This window comes from Nocardiopsis sp. NPDC006139 (genome assembly GCF_040614155.1).
In the GTDB taxonomy this organism is placed as follows: domain Bacteria; phylum Actinomycetota; class Actinomycetes; order Streptosporangiales; family Streptosporangiaceae; genus Nocardiopsis; species Nocardiopsis changdeensis.
Map to the genome: position 1 here is coordinate 66,598 of NZ_JBEXTT010000006.1, position 16,801 is coordinate 83,398.

Consider the following 16,801-nt stretch of genomic DNA (forward strand, 5'->3'; position numbering starts at 1 on the left):
CTGTCGGCGCGGGTGCGGTCAGACCTCTGTGTGGACGGCCCCGCGAGGGAAAACTACGGCCGTGTGGCCCGAGACACAAGAGGGGCGTACGGAATTTCTCTTTCGTTGGGCGGAATGTGCCGTTGGTGAGGTACACGAAGGGGCGGCGGTCCGGAGGGACCGCCGCCCCGTGGGCCGGGGGCCCGGGCCGCCGCGGGGCGGCCTCCCGGTGGGAGGCGGCCGGACGCGGGGCGCGGGGCCCGGTGCGCCCTACGGCATGCGCTCGTAGGCGGGCAGGGTGAGGAAGTCGATGTACTCGTCGGCCAGCGCGACCTCGGAGAACAGCTCCTTGGCCTGCTTGTACAGGCCCTCGTCGAAGGCGGCGCCCTGGGACTCGCGGATGGCCGCCAGCTCCTCGTCGATGATCCGGGTGACCAGCTCGGCGGTGACCTCGGGGCCGTCGTCGAGGGTGACGCCGTTGTGCAGCCACTGCCAGATCTGGGAGCGGGAGATCTCGGCGGTGGCGGCGTCCTCCATGAGGTTGTGGATCGCCACCGCGCCGTTGCCGCCCATCCAGGCCGCCAGGTACTGCAGCGCGACGTTGATGTTGCCCCGCAGGCCCGCCTGCGTGACGCCGCCCGGGGTGCGGTCCACGGCCAGCAGGTCGGCCGCGGTCACCTCGACCTCGGGGCGCTGCTTGTCGATCTGGTTGGGCTTCTCGCCCAGGACGCCGTCGAAGACCTCCATGGCGATCGGCACCAGGTCGGGGTGGGCGACCCAGGAGCCGTCGAAGCCGTCGCCGGACTCGCGGGACTTGTCGTCGCGGACCTTGGCGAAGGCGACCTTGTTGACCTCCTCGTCCCTGCGGGAGGGGATGAACGCGGCCATGCCGCCGATGGCGTGGGCGCCGCGCTTGTGGCAGGTCTTGACCAGCAGCTCGGTGTAGGCGCGCATCATCGGCGCGGTCATGGTGACGGCGTTGCGCTCGGGCAGCACGAAGTCGCGGCCGCGGGTGCGGTGCGTCTTGATGATGCTGAACAGGTAGTCCCAGCGGCCGGCGTTCAGGCCCGCGGAGTGCTCGCGCAGCTCGTAGAGGATCTCCTCCATCTCGAACGCGGCCGGGATGGTCTCGATGAGGCAGGTGGCGCGGATGGTGCCGCGGGGGATGCCGAGGCGCTCCTGGGCCAGGACGAAGATGTCGTTCCAGAGCCGGGCCTCCAGGTGGCTCTGCATCTTGGGCAGGTAGAAGTACGGGCCCTTGCCCTTGTCCAGCTGGCGCTGCGCGCAGTGGAAGAAGTAGAGGGCGAAGTCGACGATGCCGCCGGCGGCGCGCTGGCCGTCGACGAGGATGTGCTTCTCGTCCAGGTGCCAGCCGCGCGGGCGGACCACGATGGTGGCCAGCTCCTCGTCGGCCTTCAGGGCGTAGGTCTTGCCCTGCGGGGAGGTGAAGTCGATGGTGCGGTCCAGGGCGTCGCGCAGGTTGAGCTGCCCCTGGACCATGTTCTCCCACAGCGGGGTGTTGGCGTCCTCGAAGTCGGCGAGCCACACCTTGGCGCCGGAGTTGAGCGCGTTGATGGTCATCTTGCGCTCGGTGGGGCCGGTGATCTCGACGCGGCGGTCGGTGATGCCGGGGGCGGGCGGGGCGACCTGCCAGGAGTCGTCCTCGCGGATGTGCTTCGTCTCGGGGAGGAAGTCGAGGTCGGTACCGGAGGCGACCTGCTCCTCACGGACCTTGCGCGCGGCCAGGAGCTCCTGGCGGCGCTCCTCGAAGGCGCGGTGCAGCTCGGCGACGAGGGCGAGCGCCTCGTCGGTGAGGATCTCGTCGAACCGGTCGTTGAGGGGGCCGGTGATCTCGACCCCGTGGGTGGCGCCCATGGCAAACCTTCCGCAATACGAAACAAGCTTCTGGGATGTGGAAAACGCTACCGTTGTCGATGAGGCGGGGTCAACGCAGCCCCCACCCTGCATGACTACGAAGTTTCGCACAGCGTGAAGCTTGTTGAAAATTCTCTGATAACTTCCGCGGTTCTTGTGTCCAGGCCGATAGAAGGCATTTGAGGACCCCGCGACGGCAGAGTGTCTTCCGCCACGTGGCCTGCGATAATTCAGGTGCCCCGCCGGGAAGCGCGTGTCACCATCGACGGGGTGGTCCGCGCGGCGCGGACCGGGAAGAATCACCCCGGTGATCGCGTTGACCCACCTGGAGGGATATGAGTACTGCTGAAACCCGTGGAAGCACCCGCGCGGCCTTCGAGGCCGCCGACGAGGAGAGGCTCCACGACACGTTCGCCGACGGGAACGGGACCGACACCGGTGAGGGGTCCCGTCGCGACACCGGCGGCGACCGTCACCCGTACGGGGACGTCCCCGACCAGGGCGAGATGGAACTCGCCGACCGGCACGCGCTGCGCCGCGTCCAGGGGCTGTCCACCGAACTCACCGACATCACCGAGGTCGAGTACCGGTCGCTGCGGCTGGAGCGCGTCGTCCTGATCGGCGTGTGGACCAGCGGCACCCAGGCCGACGCCGACAACTCGCTGGTCGAGCTGGCCGCGCTGTCCGAGACCGCCGGGGCCATGGTCCTGGAGGGCCTCACCCAGCGCCGCTCCAAGCCCGACCCCGCCACCTACGTCGGCAAGGGCAAGGCCGCCGAGCTGCGCGACATCGTCGAGTCCACCGGGGCCGACACCGTCATCTGCGACGGTGAGCTCACCCCCGGCCAGCTGCGCCAGCTGGAGGACGTCGTCAAGGTCAAGGTCGTCGACCGCACCGCGCTCATCCTGGACATCTTCGCCCAGCACGCGCGCAGCAGCGAGGGCAAGGCCCAGGTCGAACTGGCCCAGCTCAACTACCTGCTCCCGCGCCTGCGCGGCTGGGGCGACAGCCTGTCCCGCCAGGCCGGCGGGTCCGGTGGCGGCGGCGCCGGCGGCGGCGTGGGCCTGCGCGGTCCCGGTGAGACCAAGATCGAGACCGACCGGCGGCGCATCAACGACAAGATGGCCAAGCTGCGCAGGCAGCTCGCCCACATGCGCATCGCCCGCGACGTCAAGCGCGACGTCCGCCGCACCCGCCAGGTGCCCTCGGTGGCCATCGCCGGGTACACCAACGCCGGCAAGTCCAGCCTGCTCAACCGGCTGACCGGCGCCGGAGTCCTGGTGGAGAACGCCCTGTTCGCCACCCTGGACCCCACGGTCCGCCAGGCGCGCACGCCCGACGGCCGGGCGTTCACGCTCAGCGACACCGTCGGGTTCGTCCGGCACCTGCCGCACCAGCTGGTGGAGGCGTTCCGGTCCACCCTGGAGGAGGTCGCCGACGCCGACCTCATCCTGCACGTGGTCGACGGGTCGCACCCCGACCCCGAGAGCCAGATCGCCGCGGTGCGCGAGGTGTTCGCCGACATCGACGCCACCGACGTGCCCGAGCTGATCGTGGTCAACAAGGTCGACGCGGCCGACCCGGACGTGCTCAAGGCGCTGCGCACCCGCTACCCCGACATGGTCGAGGTCTCCGCCCGGACCGGGGAGGGCGTGGCCGCGCTGGTCACCGCCCTGGCCGAGTCGCTGCCCGAGCTCGCGCACGAGGTGCGCGTCCGGGTGCCCTACTCGCGCGGCGACCTGGTCGCCAAGGTGCACGAGGAGGGGCGCGTCCTCGCGGAGGAGCACACCGAGGAGGGCACCGAGCTGCACGCCTTCGTCTCGCAGGTCCTGGCGGGCAGGCTGGAGGAGTTCGCCCTCAGCACCGCCTGACCGGCCCTCGAACGGGCCCGGCCGCACGGCCGGGCCCGTTCCGTGCGTCCGGAGCCGGATGCGCCGCGGCCGGAGGGGTCTCACGTTCGCGAACGGGGGCCCGCGTGCCCGCCGGACATCGGATGTCCGCAGGTCGCCGCGGGCGGACATGGGGTTCGTCACGTCGGCCTCTCGCGAGGTATACGGCTGAACGCTCGCATTCGTCCCTGTGGAGAGGTGTACACGGAGTCCGGGAATGGACTACGGTTTTGGAGCACCTGCCGCAGCCCCAGAGCCCGGCGGACACGGCGCGCCCGGCGCGCCGCGATCCCCGACCCGCGCGGCGGTGCCCCCGGCCGCCCCCGTCGGCCCTGTCGGATCGTTCCAGATACGAGGTCGCCATGTCCGCCCGTTCCCTGCACGACCCCTCCCTTTTCTCCACGCGGCGGAACTGACCGGCGGCTGACCATGGCGGTCGTACTCCTCAGCAACATCGGTCGGTTGTGGACCGGCGACGAGATGCTGACCAAGGCGGCGCTCCTGATCGACGACGAGCGGGTGGCCTGGGTCGGCCCCGCCGCCGAACTGCCCCAGCACCTGCCCGGGGTCTACGACGACCTCACCGACGTCGACGACATCATCAACATCGGCGGCGGGCTCATCACGCCCGGACTCATCGACGCCCATTGCCACCCCGTCTACGCGGGCGACCGCTACGCCGAGGTCAGCATGTGGGCCAAGGGCGCCTCCCAGGGGGACATCTTCGCGGCCGGGGGCGGGGTGTCCACCACCGTCACCATCACGCGCGGCACCGACCCCTGGACGCTGTGCAATGCCGTGCGGGAGCGGCTGCGGCACTGGGTCATCACCGGGACCACCACCGTCGAGGCCAAGACCGGCTACCACCTGACCCGCGACGGCGAACTGGCCGACGTGCGCCTGCTGCGCTCCCTGGAGGAGGAGCCCGGCATGCCGCGCCTGCACATCACGTTCTTCCCCGCCCACGGGGTGCCGCCGGAGTTCTTCGGCCGCCCCGCCGAGTACGTCGCCACCGCCGCCTCCTGGCTGGCCGACGCCGCCCAGGTGGGCGCCGACGGGGTGGACGTCTACTGCGACAACCGGCAGTTCACCACCGACGACGCGCGGATGCTGCTGTCCGTGGGCCAGTCCGTCGGGCTGCGCACCACGCTGCACGCCTGCTCGCGCCCCCGCCACGGGGCGGTGCGCATGGCCGCCGAGCTCGGCTGCACCTCGGTGGACCTGCTGCACGAGACCGACGACGAGGACATCCTGGCGCTGGCCGCCACCCGCACCCCCGTGGTGGCCTGCCCCACCACCTCGCTGCACGAGCGCCGCCGCCCGCCGGTGCGGTCCCTGCTCGACCACGGGGTGCCCGTCGGCCTGGGCACCGACCACAACCCCGGACAGAGCGGCGCCACGTCCATGCCGCTCATCATCTCCCTGGCCGTGGCCATGTTCCAGATGACCGTCCAGGAGGCGCTGCACGCCGCCACCGTCGGCGGCGCCCGCGCCCTGGGGATCGCCGACCGCGGCATGCTCACCCCCGGCAGCCTCGCCGACCTGGTCCAGTGGGACGCCGACCACGAGGGCGCGTTCGCGTGGTCGATGGGCCTCAAGGCCCTGCACGTGTGGCAGGGCGGCCGCACCATCCACTAGCCGCGGTACGGCAGCGGGCGGCCCCGGCCGGGCGGTCTACCGCGAGCGCGGCGCCGTGGATCGGGCGACCGGCCTGTCCGGGCGGAACCCGGGGCCGAGGCCGACAGGGACGAGGGCACGGCCGGGTTGCCTGCCGTGAGCGCGGCGCCGTGGAGCGGGTGACCGGCCTGTCCGGGCGGAACCCGGGGCCGCGACCGGTCGGGACGAGCGGCCGCGGCCCCCGACGCGACCGCGCCGGGCCTCGGACCGGCTCCGCGCCCCGACCCGCTCGGAGAGCAGGGCCTAGCGGCGGCCGCGGGCCCGGGCGATCTCGATGACGGCGCGCTCCAGGGCGTACTCCGGGTCGCGGCCCGCGCCCTTGATCAGCGCGTCGGTCTCGGCCACCACCGCCATCGCCCGGCCGATGCCCGCCGGGGACCAGCCGCGCGCCTGCTGGCGCAGGGTGCGCAGCTTCCACGGCGGCACCTTGGCGCTCTTGGCCAGGTCCGCGTCCGAGCCCCCGCGCGAGGGGCCCGCCACCACGGCGATGCCGCGCACCGCGCCCGCCAGCGCGCTGTTGATCAGCACCGGGGCGGTGCCCACCGCCAGCGACCAGCGCAGCTGCTCCAGCGCCTCGGGCAGGCGGCCCTCGACCGCGCGGTCCGCGACGGTGAACCCCGACGCCTCCGCCCGGCCCGAGTGGTAGCGGGCCACCGCGGCGGCGTCCACCCGCCCCTCGGTGTCGGCGATCAGCTGGGTGCAGGCCGCCGCGATCTCGCGCAGTTCGCTGCCGACCGCGTCCAGCAGCGCCTGGGCGGCGTCCGGGGTGATCTGCCGGCCCGCCGCCGAGAACTCGGCCTTGACGAACGCCACGCGCTCGGGCCCCTTGGTCGGGCCCTTGCAGTCGATCCGGGCCGCACCCGCCTTCTGCGCCGCCTGCAGCAGGGCCTTGCCCTTGTTGCCGCCCGCGTGCGTCAGGACCAGGGTGACGTCGTCGGCCGGGTCCTTGAGATAGGCCGTCACCGTCTCGGCCAGGTCCTTGACCAGGTCCTGGGAGGAGCGCAGCACGACCACCCGGCGGTCGCCGAACAGCGACGGCGAGGTGACCTCCACCAGGGTGTGCGGGCCCACCTGGGCGGGGACCAGGTCGTGGACGTCCACCTCCGGGTCCTCGGCGCGGACGGCGGCCACGATGGCGGCGACGGCCCGGTCGACGAGGAGTTCCTCGTCGCCGACGATGAGCGTGATCGGGGCGGGTGCAGGCATACCACGAGCATGCCACGCCCCACCGACCTCCCGCGCGCCGAAGCGACCGGTCGGGACCCCGGACCAGCGCCAGGGGTCCCTCGCCGGTGCCGACCACCGCGATGTCCCCCGACAGGTCGGTGCGCAGGTCCAGCGCGCCCATCCGGCGCAGCACGCTCTGCGTGAAGGGCGCCGGGTGGCCGTAGGGGTTGTCGGCGCCCACCGAGGTCAGCGCGATCCGCGCCCCCGTGGCCTCCAGGAACTCCGGGACCTGCGCGGCCGACCCGTGGTGGGGGACCGCCAGCACCGCCACGGCCAGCGGCTCCCCGAGCAGCCGGCGCTGTGCCTCCTCCTCGACGTCGCCGGGCAGCAGCACCGACAGGTGCGGGGCGTCGGCGCGCACCACCACCGAGCCGTCGTTGACGGAACCGCGGAAGCCGGGCGGCGGCCACAGGACGCGCAGCGTCCAGGCGCCCACGCGCAGCCGGTCCCCGCGTTCGGCGGCCGCCTGCTCCACCCCGGCCCCGGCGAGCAGCCCGCCCACCGGGGTGGCGCCGAACCCCGGCGGGACCAGGGCCCGGTCCACCCGGCGGTGCCGCAGCACCCCGGAGGTGCCGTCCACGTGGTCGGCGTGGTCGTGGCTCAGTACCAGCAGGGGGACCTCGCGCACGCCCAGGCGCTCCAGGCAGGCGTCGACCGCCTCGGGGTCGCGGCCCGTGTCCGCCACCACCGCGGCACCGGGGGCCACCGACAGCACGAAGGCGCTGCCCTGGCCCACGTCGCAGGCCGCCACCGCCCAGTCCCGCGGCGGCCACCCGCCGGGCAGGCAGCGCGCCGCCGCGGCCAGCAGCAGCACCGCCGCCGTCCCGGCGGCGAGCACCCGCCGCACCCGGCCCCGGTACGCCACCAGCGCCACCACCAGGACGGCCAGCAGCAGCGCCCCCGCGAGGTCGGTCCGCCAGGGCAGCGCCCCGTACGGGACGCGGGCGCCCGCCTGCGCCACCGCCGCGATCCAGGCCACGCCCCAGCCGGGCACCACCGCCACCGCGGCCGCCACCGTCGGCGCGACCACAGCCAGGGCGGCGACCAGGGAGCCCAGCACCGTCACCACCGCCACCACCGGGGCGGCCAGCACGTTGGCGGGGACCGCCACCCACGACACCTCGCCGGACAGGGTCACCACCACCGGGGCGACCGCCAGGTGCGCGGCCATTGCCACGGCCAGGGCCTCGGCCACCACCCGGGGGATCGACGCCGACCACTCCCGGGTCCAGCGCGGCACCAGCAGCACGATGCCCGCGGTGGCCAGCACCGACAGCGCGAAGCCGTAGGAGGACGCCAGGGCGGGGGCGGCGAACAGCACCCCCACCACGGTCACTCCCAGCGCGCCCAGCGCCATGTGGGTGCGGCCGGTCGCCAGCGCCAGCAGGGCGAGGGAGCCCATGAAGGCGGCCCGCACCACGCTGGGTTCGGGGCGGCAGACCAGGACGAACAGCCAGATCATCACGGCCCCGCCCGCCACCGTCCACCACGGCGGCGCGCGCACCAGGCGGCCCAGCGCCACGACCACCCCGGTCAGGATGGCGAGGTTGGCGCCGCTGACGGTGAGGAGGTGCGTCATCCCGGTCGCCCGGAAGTCCTCCGCCACCTGTTCGTCCACCCCGGAGGTGTCGCCGACGATCAGGGCGGGCAACAGCCCGCGCTCGGGCTCGGACAGGCCGGCGGCGGCGCCGCGCAGCCCGGCCCGCACGTCGCCGGCGAACCGCTGCCACCGGTCGGGCGGGGCCACCTCGAGGGGCGGGCCGCGCACCAGGACCAGGGCACCGAGGAAGGGGTCGTCCTCGGCGGGGACGAACACGCCGCGGGCGGTGAGGGACTGGCCGGGCAGCAGCCGCGGCCACTCCCGGCCGGAGGCGAGCAGGACCACGGGTTCGGCGTTCCCCGGACGCCCGTCCGCGGCGCTCACCCGCGCGTGGACGACCCACTCCGGCCGGCCCGGCCGCGGTGTCCCGGCGCGCGCCCGTGGGTCGCCGGTGACCCGGGCGGTGAACTCCACCTCGCCGCCCGCCTCCACGGCGGCCCGGGCCGCGCCGACCGCCACCCGGTGCACCTGGACCCCGGCGACCACCGCGACGGTCCCGGCGCAGGCCAGCGCGGCGGCGGTGGTCAGCGCCAGCGCCTCGGCCGGCGCCCGCGCCAGCAGGAACACCAGCACCGCCGCGCACCAGGCGGTACCGCCCAGCGCCCACGCCGCCCAGGGCGGCGCCGCGGGGGCGGCCAGCGCGGCCGCCCACGCGGCCGCGGCGGGCACCACCGACCGCAGGTCCACCGGCCGCCCAACCCCGTACCCGTCCGTCCCCAGCCACACCACCACCTCCACCACCTCCTTCCGGGGCGCTCCGGGCCCCGGTCCTCAGCCGACGGTCACGTGCGGGCGGATCTCCTCCAGGGTCTTGGCGCCGATGCGGTCGACGTTGAGGAGGTCGTCCACGCTGGTGAACGGCCCGTTGGCCTCGCGGTAGGAGACGATGTTGACCGCGGTGACCTCGCCCACGCGGGGCAGCGTCTCCAGCTCCGCCTCGTCGGCTTGGTTGATGTTCACCAGCGGGCCCCCGGCGGTGTCCGCGGACGGGGCCGCCGCCTCCGGCTGTGGCAGGCCCACCAGGATCTGCTCGCCGTCCACCAGGGAGCGGGCCAGGTTGAGCAGGTCCATGTCGGCGTCGGGGAGGGCGCCCCCGGCGGCCTCCACCGCGTCCGCCACCCGCGAACCGGGTGGCAGCGTGTACAGTCCGGGGTCCTCGACCTCGCCGCCCACGTGCACGACCACGTCCGCCTCGGGGGAGGCCGCCGCGGCGCTGGGCGTGGCCGCCTCGGCGGGGAGCGTGTGCGCGACGGTCTCGGGCGCGACGACCTCGGCGGGGCGCTCGCGCAGGAGCAGCACGGCGGCGACCGCGGCCAGCGCCACCACGAGCAGGGCCGCCACGGCCCGCCGGGACATGGTCGCCTCGGGCGGCCACCGCCGCGCCAACCGCTCCACGAGCCCGCCCCGCTGGGGGAGGAACTCGGTGTACCCGCTCGGCACCCGCGGGACCCGCTCCTCCCCGTCCCGCCGGGCGGGGGCAGCGCCGTCCGCGCCCCCGCGCACCCCGGAGCCGGGGCCCCCGTCGGCCCGCCGCCGCGCCCCGGCGCCCGCGCGCCGCCACGCCGACGCCGTGCCGAGCCCCTCGGGCCCCGGTCCGCCCCCGTCACCCGCCGGCATCCCGCTCGTGTGCGTGGAGCCGCCATCCGGGGTGGGTCCGTCCCCGTCACGCGCCAGCGCCCGGCCCGGGTGCGCAGGTCCGTTGTGCGGGTCGGGGCCGTGCCCGCCCCGGGTGCGCCCCGCCGTGGAGCGTGCGTCGTGGTCCGGGGCGGCGGTGTAGGAGGGCCTGTAGGCCGCAGCGGATTCGTTCTCGCTCCGGGTGTGCTCTGGGGTGGGTCGTGTGTCCCAGGGCGGGGCGGTGGCCGGAGGTGCCCAGGTCGTGTGCGGAGATCCGCCGTCCGGGCCGGGGTGGTGCCCGTTCCGGGGGTGCCCTGCCGTGGACCGTGCGTCGTGGTCCGGAAGCGTCCCACCCGCACGCGGGGGGCCGTCGGCCGGGGTGGGGGCGCTTCCGTGCCGGGTGTGCTCCGGGGTGGGGCGGGTGTCCCAGGACGGGGCGGCCGGGGGCGCTCCGTCCGGGCGGGGGCGGGCCGGGTGGAGGCGCTCGGTGGTGCCGTCGGTGAGCGGCGGGTGGGGGAGCCGGGCGCCGGTCCACGGGGGCGGGTCGCGCGGGGGCGGGGTGCGCACGGTGCGGGCGGCGTCCGGCTCCGGGTCCGGGGGCGCCGGGGCACGGTCGTGCGGGTCGCGCTCGGGCCAGGCGTCCACCGAGTACGGGGCGCTCGGGATGCCCTCGGCGGGTTCGGGGGCGGGGCGCGGGATGCGGGCGCGCAGCCGGCGCGCGGCCGGTGAGGCGTCCAGGCCCAGGGCCCGGAGTCGTTCCTGCTGGTCGTTTCGAGGGGTCATGAGCCCAAGGTAGGGAGCCCGGTCACCGTGTGCCAGCGGGTGTGCGCGGCCTGTGGATAACCCGAAGGCCCGGTCCCCCTGCGGGGACCGGGCCTTCGGAGAAGGGCTCTAGGCGCTCTGCAGGTCGTGCAGGCGCTTGGCGATCGCGCTCTTGCGGTTCGCGGCCTGGTTCTTGTGGATGACGCCCTTGCTCACGGCCTTGTCCAGGGCGCGGGCGGCGGAGCGCTGGGCCACGGTGGCCTGCTCGACGTTCCCGGTCTCGGCAGCCTCACGGAACCGGCGGACGGCCGTCTTCAGCGAAGAGCGCACCGCCTGGTTGCGGACACGGGCCTTCTCGTTCTGCCGAATGCGCTTCTTCTGCGACTTGATGTTCGCCATGCGAAAACGTGCTCCAGTTGATCTGTGCTTGTGCGCCGGTCGATCCGCGGGCTCTGCTCACGGGCAGCCGTTCCGTGAGCGGCCGACACGGGCGCCGACGCCGGGTGTGTGGTTCCACAGGGCTTGAAAGAACGTGGAAGTCCGAGACACGGACTTCCAGTATGCCGCATGGCGCCCACTGCTCAGCCCAGCCACCCTGCCGTGTAGAGCCGCAGGTCCGCCGGATCGGACAGGCTCACCCCCAGGCGCACCTGCTCGGGCGCCTGCGCCCGCGTCGTGCCGATGCGGATCGCCGCCAGCGCCGTCTCCGCCTGCTCGCCGGAGGGCACCCCGAAGCGGATCGTCACCTCCTCGCGGGTGCTCAGCGCCGACACCGCCTCGGTCACCTGCCGCACCGTGAACCCGCCGTCCAGGGCGTCCGCGGGCATCCCCGGGTCCGTCCCCGGCAGCACCACCTCGTCGGCGTGCTCGGTCACCCGCGCCAGGTACCCCTTGGACCAGTACTTCTCCTCGCCGTTCATGAGGAAGGACGGGATGCGCCCGCCCGGGGCCAGCTCCACGTGGTGCGCCAGCACCGACAGCACCGCGTCCCCGCCCAGCTCCCCGCGCACCATCTCCATGAGCGCCGGCATCGACGGGTCGTTGACGGTCACCGGCCGGATCTCCAGGTGCACCCCCGCGTACCCCTCGGCGGCCTGCGCCGCGGCCGGGGCGAGCCTCTCCCGGGCCTGCCGGTCGAACCGGTCGCTCAGCAGCGACGACCCCTCGGTGGCGTGCCGCAGCCAGGCCAGCGCCCGCACGTCCGGGTACCCCTCCACCAGGGGGCGCAGGTCGTCGGTGGCGGTCACGTCCCCGTCGGCGCCGATCTCCCCGGCGAGCAGGTACACGGTGTCCACCGCGCCGGTGTCCAGCAGCGCCCGCAGGTCCCCGGCGTCGTCGGCGGAGTCCACCCACACGGCGTCGGTCCCCTGGGAGACCGCCCACGCCGCCGGGGTCCCCGAATACTGGGCGGCCAGCAGCACCCCCACCCCGGCCAGGACGACGGCGACCGCCGCCGCACCCGCCAGCAGCCGGGTCAGAAACCACTTCACCGCCGCCACCCCCACGGTTCGCGCGCCCCGAGTGGCTCGGAGGTCGCATAATCTGGACACCGGACAGTCCCGCGTGCGCGACCATACTGTCGCACCGTCCGCCGCCCGCCCAAGGGGAGGGCGCGCACTCCTCCGTGGGAGGATGGACGACGGCCCCGCGGGCCGCACACCCCGAACCCTTAGTCGAACGGAGCACGGTGGCACAGCCGAACCGGACCGATCCCGCGCTGATCCGCAACTTCTGCATCATCGCGCACATCGACCATGGCAAGTCGACGCTGGCCGACCGGATGCTCCAGATCACCGGCGTCGTCGAGGACCGTCAGATGCGGGCCCAGTACCTGGACCGCATGGACATCGAGCGCGAGCGCGGCATCACCATCAAGTCGCAGGCCGTGCGCATCCCGTTCACGGCGCTGGACGACAAGACCTACACCCTGGACCTCATCGACACGCCCGGGCACGTCGACTTCACCTACGAGGTCTCCCGCTCGCTGGCCGCCTGCGAGGGCGCGGTCCTGCTGGTGGACGCCGCCCAGGGCATCGAGGCCCAGACCCTGGCCAACCTGTACATGGCGCTGGAGAACGATCTGACGATCATCCCGGTGCTCAACAAGATCGACCTGCCGGCCGCCCAGCCGGAGAAGTACGCCGAGGAGCTGGCCGGCATCATCGGCTGCGAGCCCTCCGACGTGCTCAAGGTCAGCGCCAAGACCGGCGAGGGCGTCGAGGAGCTGCTCAACGAGATCGTCCGGCAGATCCCGCCGCCGATCGGCGACGCCGACGCCCCGGCCCGCGCGATGATCTTCGACTCGGTCTACGACACCTACCGCGGCGTGGTCACCTACGTCCGCGTGGTGGACGGCCGCCTCAGCCCGCGCGAGCGCATCCAGATGATGTCGACCCGGGCCTCCCACGAGATCCTGGAGATCGGCGTCAGCTCGCCCGAGCCCACCAAGTGCGACGGCCTGGGCGTGGGCGAGGTCGGCTACATCATCACCGGTGTGAAGGACGTGCGCCAGTCCAAGGTCGGTGACACCATCACCGCCCTGAACCGGCCCGCCACCGAGATGCTGTCGGGCTACCAGGACCCCAAGCCCATGGTGTTCTCGGGCCTGTACCCGATCGAGGGCACCGACTACCCGGTGCTGCGCGACGCCCTGGAGAAGCTCCAGCTCAACGACGCCGCCCTGGTGTTCGAGCCGGAGACCTCGGCGGCGCTGGGCTTCGGCTTCCGCTGCGGCTTCCTGGGCCTGCTGCACCTGGAGATCACCCGCGCCCGGCTGGAGCGCGAGTTCAACCTCGACCTCATCTCCACCGCGCCCAACGTGGTCTACCGGGTGGAGATGGAGGACGGCACCGAGCACGTGGTGACCAACCCGAGCGAGTTCCCGGCGGGCAAGATCGCCGCGATCTACGAGCCGATGGTCAAGGCCACGGTGCTCAGCCCCTCGGACTACATCGGCCAGATCATGGAGCTGTGCCAGGAGCGGCGCGGCGACATGCAGGGCATGGACTACCTGTCCGAGGACCGCGTCGAGATGCGCTACACCCTGCCGATGGCGGAGATCGTCTTCGACTTCTTCGACCACCTCAAGTCCCGCACCAAGGGCTACGCCTCCCTGGACTACGAGCCCACCGGCGAGCAGCGCGCCGACCTGGTCAAGGTCGACATCCTGCTCCAGGGCGAGGCCGTGGACGCCTTCTCGGCGATCGTCCACAAGGACAAGGCGTACACCTACGGCGTCGAGATGACCAAGAAGCTGCGCGAGCTCATCCCCCGGCAGCAGTTCGAGGTGCCGATCCAGGCCGCCGTCGGCGCCCGGGTGATCGCCCGCGAGAACATCCGCGCCATCCGCAAGGACGTGCTCGCCAAGTGCTACGGCGGCGACATCAGCCGTAAGCGCAAGCTGCTGGAGAAGCAGAAGGAGGGCAAGAAGCGCATGAAGATGGTGGGCCGGGTCGAGGTCCCCCAGGAGGCCTTCATCTCCGCGCTGTCCACGGACACCAGCGGCGAGGACAAGAAGAAGAAGTAGTCCTCCCGCCGAGAACGCCGCGCAGGGGCGCCCCGCCACGGGGCGCCCCTGCGTCGTCGTGCCGGTCAGGCAGTGGCGGGCACGGAAAGAGGGGCGCCCCCGTCGGGAGGCGCCCCTCGTGGCGCGTACGGCGGGCCGAGGCCCCCGGGTCAGCCCTTGACCGCTCCGGCGGTCAGCCCCTCGGTGATGTACCTCTGGAGGAACCAGAACACGACCAGCGTCGGCAGGGACAGCATGACCGCCCCCACCGAGAACATCCCGAAGTTCGCGTTGCGCTGCGACTCCACCAGCTGGTACAGGCCCAGCCCCAGGGTCTTGGCGTCGGTGTCGCGCAGGAACACGCTCGCCATCAGGAACTCGTTGATGGTGGAGATGAACACCAGCAGGCCCACGATCGCCAGCACCGGCGTGACCAGCGGCAGCATGATCCGGAAGAACACCTGCGCGTGGGTGGCCCCGTCGATCTGGGCGGACTCGTCCAGCTCCGTGGGCACCGTGTCGAAGAAGCCCTTCATCAGCCACGTGTTGATGCTCAGCGCCCCGCCCAGGTACACCAGCAGCAGCCCCCACCGGGTGTCGAACCCGATCTCGGGCCGGTACTCGCCGACGGTGCTGAACATCAGGTAGATCGCGACGATCGCCAGGAACTGCGGGAACATCTGGATGATCAGCAGGCCGATCATCCCCACCCGGCGGCCCCGGAACCGCATCCGGCTGAACGCGTACGCGGCCAGCGCCGACAGGAACACCGTCGCCGCGGCGTTGGCCACCGCGAAGAACAGCGAGTTGGCGTACCAGGTCGTGAACGGCGTGTTCCGGAACAGGTCCACGGCGTTGTCGAGCCCGGCCCCGGTCGGCCAGAGCCGGGCGCTGCTGAGCGTGCCGACGGGGTTGACCGCCGCCGACACCACGAACAGCACGGGGAACAGCGCGAACGCCGCGACGGCGATCATCACGACGTGCCGCCAGCCGAACCGCGCCGCCCACAGCGCGAACGCGGAGCCGGTGCTGCGCCGGTACCCCGGGGTCGTCGCGGTCATCGGTCCACCTCCTGCAGGGCCTTGCTGCGGCTGAGGCTGATCACCGACATCACCGAGACGATCACGAAGATCATCACCGACAGCGCCGCCGCGTACCCGTACTCGGCGGTGGCCTGGCTGAACGCCATCCGGTACGTGTAGGTGATGAGCAGGTCGGTGGCCCCCGCGGACGGGTCGTCCGGCGGGAACGGCCCGCCCTTGGTGATCAGCCACACCGCGTTGAAGTTGTTGAAGTTGAACGCGAACGTCGCGATGAGGATCGGCGTCATCGCGACCATGAGCATCGGCAGGGTCACGTGCCGGAACGCCTGCCAGGCCCCGGCCCCGTCGATCCGCGCCGCCTGGGTCAGCTCCCGCGGGATGGCCTGGAGGGCGCCGGTGGCGACCAGGAACATGTACGGGTAGCCGAGCCACACGTTGGCGAGGATCACCGCGAACCGGGCCGTCCAGGCGTCGCCCAGCCAGTCGACGTTCGTGCCGAGCAGCTGGTTGAACAGGCCGAAGTCGGTGTTGAACATGTCCCGCCACAGCAGGTACATGGCCAGCGAGCTCATCGCGTACGGCAGGACCACCAGGATCCGGTACGCCTGCTTCCCCCGCAGTTTCGGTACGTGCAGGGTGAGGGCGACGGCCAGGCCCACCACGAACACCAGGCCGGTGACGGCCACGGCGAAGCCGATGTTCCACACCAGGATGGAGAAGAACGAGGAGGCGAAGGTGGGGTTGAACAGGAACCGGGCGAAGTTGTCGAAGCCGACGTTCACGCGCCAGCCCTGGGCGAGCCGCTCGCCGTCCTCGCTGTAGAACGCGCCGCGCTCGTCGTCCGCGGTGTAGACGACCCCGGTCGAGGCGTCGGTGATGCAGTCGCACCCGGCGTCGTAGACCCGGGTGGCCCGCCCCTCGTAGGCGGTGGAGAGGCCGCTGGCCCGGATGCCGGTGCCGTCGCCGACGGGGACGGCGAACTCCTCCAGCTCCTGGCTGCGCGCGTTGACCTGCGCGGGGGACAGGACGGTGTAGCCGAACGCCTCGGTGACCCGGCCGGAGGCGGGGTCGACGGTGGCGTCGTCCAGGGGCCGCAGCCCCTCGATGTCGCCGGCGTAGGCGGCGCCCTCGGGGTCGGTGAGGAGGAAGACCAGCTCGCCGCTCTCGGGGTCGCCGGTGGTCGCGACGGTGAGGCCGAACTCGCGGCCCTGCTCGGCGCGGGTCACCGAGTACGCCTCGATGGCGGCGATCGCCTGTTCCTTGTCGCCGCGGTGGCCGTCGCTGAAGTTCGTGACCGAGGTGCTCATGGTGTAGAGCACCGGCAGGATCTGGAACGTGATCAGGAGGAGGACGCCGGGGAGCAGGTACTTGAGCGGCACCGTCCTCTTGGACAGGTACACCCAGTAGACGAGGACGAGCACGGCCGCGACGACGGCGATGCCCGCCCAGTTGCCGCCGACGTACAGCGGCAGGGCGGCCCAGACCCCCAGGGCCGTGAACAGGCCGAGCAGGGCGATCTTGACGACCTGGCCCCAGAGGGAGCCGGAGCCGGCGAAGGCGCCGCCGGGCAGTGACGTGCGGGCGGGCGCCCCCGGAGCGGGGGCGCCCGCGCTGCTGCGGGAGGACACTC

10 protein-coding genes and 1 pseudogene are annotated in these 16,801 nt (G+C 73.2%); 3 read left to right on the plus strand and 8 right to left on the minus strand.

Annotated elements, in window-relative coordinates; translation table 11 throughout:
- Positions 1-249 precede the first annotated feature (249 nt).
- Positions 250-1,854, minus strand: coding sequence for a malate synthase A (gene aceB / locus ABZ249_RS09635; protein WP_355259751.1), 1,605 nt, complete (start codon positions 1,852-1,854; stop codon positions 250-252).
- Positions 1,855-2,189: 335 nt separating this feature from the next.
- Here aceB and hflX point away from each other — a divergent pair, with 335 nt between their 5' ends.
- Both hflX and ABZ249_RS09645 read left to right on the plus strand, forming a co-directional pair.
- Entirely contained in the window at positions 2,190-3,725 is a 1,536-nt protein-coding gene (gene hflX, locus ABZ249_RS09640; protein WP_355259754.1) for a GTPase HflX, read from the plus strand.
- 447 nt (positions 3,726-4,172) lie between these two features.
- A complete protein-coding gene (locus ABZ249_RS09645) occupies positions 4,173-5,381 on the plus strand; it encodes an amidohydrolase family protein (RefSeq protein ID WP_220562660.1) in 1,209 nt (402 codons plus the stop codon).
- A 282-nt stretch (positions 5,382-5,663) separates the two neighbouring features.
- Here the strand turns inward: ABZ249_RS09645 and holA are convergent, their stop codons facing one another.
- The 5 genes and pseudogenes from holA to ABZ249_RS09670 form a co-directional block, all read right to left on the minus strand.
- Positions 5,664-6,626 carry a DNA polymerase III subunit delta gene (gene holA, locus ABZ249_RS09650; RefSeq protein WP_220562659.1) on the minus strand — a complete coding sequence of 321 codons (963 nt, stop codon included), beginning with the start codon at positions 6,624-6,626 and terminating at the stop codon, positions 5,664-5,666.
- A gap of 49 nt (positions 6,627-6,675) precedes the next feature.
- Positions 6,676-8,979: pseudogene (locus tag ABZ249_RS09655) on the minus strand (ComEC/Rec2 family competence protein); the annotation flags it as partial.
- A gap of 39 nt (positions 8,980-9,018) precedes the next feature.
- Positions 9,019-10,644 (minus strand): helix-hairpin-helix domain-containing protein, encoded by a 1,626-nt coding sequence (locus tag ABZ249_RS09660; protein ID WP_355259759.1) that lies wholly within the window; start codon positions 10,642-10,644, stop codon positions 9,019-9,021.
- A gap of 108 nt (positions 10,645-10,752) precedes the next feature.
- The gene (gene rpsT / locus ABZ249_RS09665) at positions 10,753-11,022 is read right to left on the minus strand and encodes a 30S ribosomal protein S20 (protein WP_220562658.1); all 270 of its coding nucleotides are present in this window, start codon (positions 11,020-11,022) and stop codon (positions 10,753-10,755) included.
- 182 nt (positions 11,023-11,204) lie between these two features.
- Positions 11,205-12,113 (minus strand): hypothetical protein, encoded by a 909-nt coding sequence (locus ABZ249_RS09670; protein WP_355259763.1) that lies wholly within the window; start codon positions 12,111-12,113, stop codon positions 11,205-11,207.
- Positions 12,114-12,310: 197 nt separating this feature from the next.
- Here ABZ249_RS09670 and lepA point away from each other — a divergent pair, with 197 nt between their 5' ends.
- Entirely contained in the window at positions 12,311-14,149 is a 1,839-nt protein-coding gene (gene lepA, locus ABZ249_RS09675) for a translation elongation factor 4 (protein ID WP_220562656.1), read from the plus strand.
- A 149-nt stretch (positions 14,150-14,298) separates the two neighbouring features.
- Here the strand turns inward: lepA and ABZ249_RS09680 are convergent, their stop codons facing one another.
- On the minus strand, positions 14,299-15,189 hold the full coding sequence (locus ABZ249_RS09680) for a sugar ABC transporter permease (protein WP_355259767.1): 891 nt from the start codon (positions 15,187-15,189) through the stop codon (positions 14,299-14,301).
- Positions 15,186-16,799, minus strand: coding sequence for an ABC transporter permease subunit (locus ABZ249_RS09685; protein ID WP_355259770.1), 1,614 nt, complete (start codon positions 16,797-16,799; stop codon positions 15,186-15,188). Before ABZ249_RS09685 ends, ABZ249_RS09680 begins: the two co-directional genes overlap by 4 nt.
- Between the last annotated feature and the right edge of the window lie 2 nt (positions 16,800-16,801).

Excerpts from the sequence above, each read along its gene's own strand:
- rpsT (WP_220562658.1), bottom strand. The coding sequence starts at position 11,022 with ATGGCGAACATCAAGTCGCAGAAGAAGCGCATTCGGCAGAACGAGAAG.
- hflX (WP_355259754.1), top strand. The coding sequence starts at position 2,190 with ATGAGTACTGCTGAAACCCGTGGAAGCACCCGCGCGGCCTTCGAGGCC.
- ABZ249_RS09645 (WP_220562660.1), top strand. The coding sequence starts at position 4,173 with ATGGCGGTCGTACTCCTCAGCAACATCGGTCGGTTGTGGACCGGCGAC.
- aceB (WP_355259751.1), bottom strand. The coding sequence starts at position 1,854 with ATGGGCGCCACCCACGGGGTCGAGATCACCGGCCCCCTCAACGACCGG.
- ABZ249_RS09680 (WP_355259767.1), bottom strand. The coding sequence starts at position 15,189 with ATGACCGCGACGACCCCGGGGTACCGGCGCAGCACCGGCTCCGCGTTC.
- holA (WP_220562659.1), bottom strand. The coding sequence starts at position 6,626 with ATGCCTGCACCCGCCCCGATCACGCTCATCGTCGGCGACGAGGAACTC.
- ABZ249_RS09660 (WP_355259759.1), bottom strand. The coding sequence starts at position 10,644 with ATGACCCCTCGAAACGACCAGCAGGAACGACTCCGGGCCCTGGGCCTG.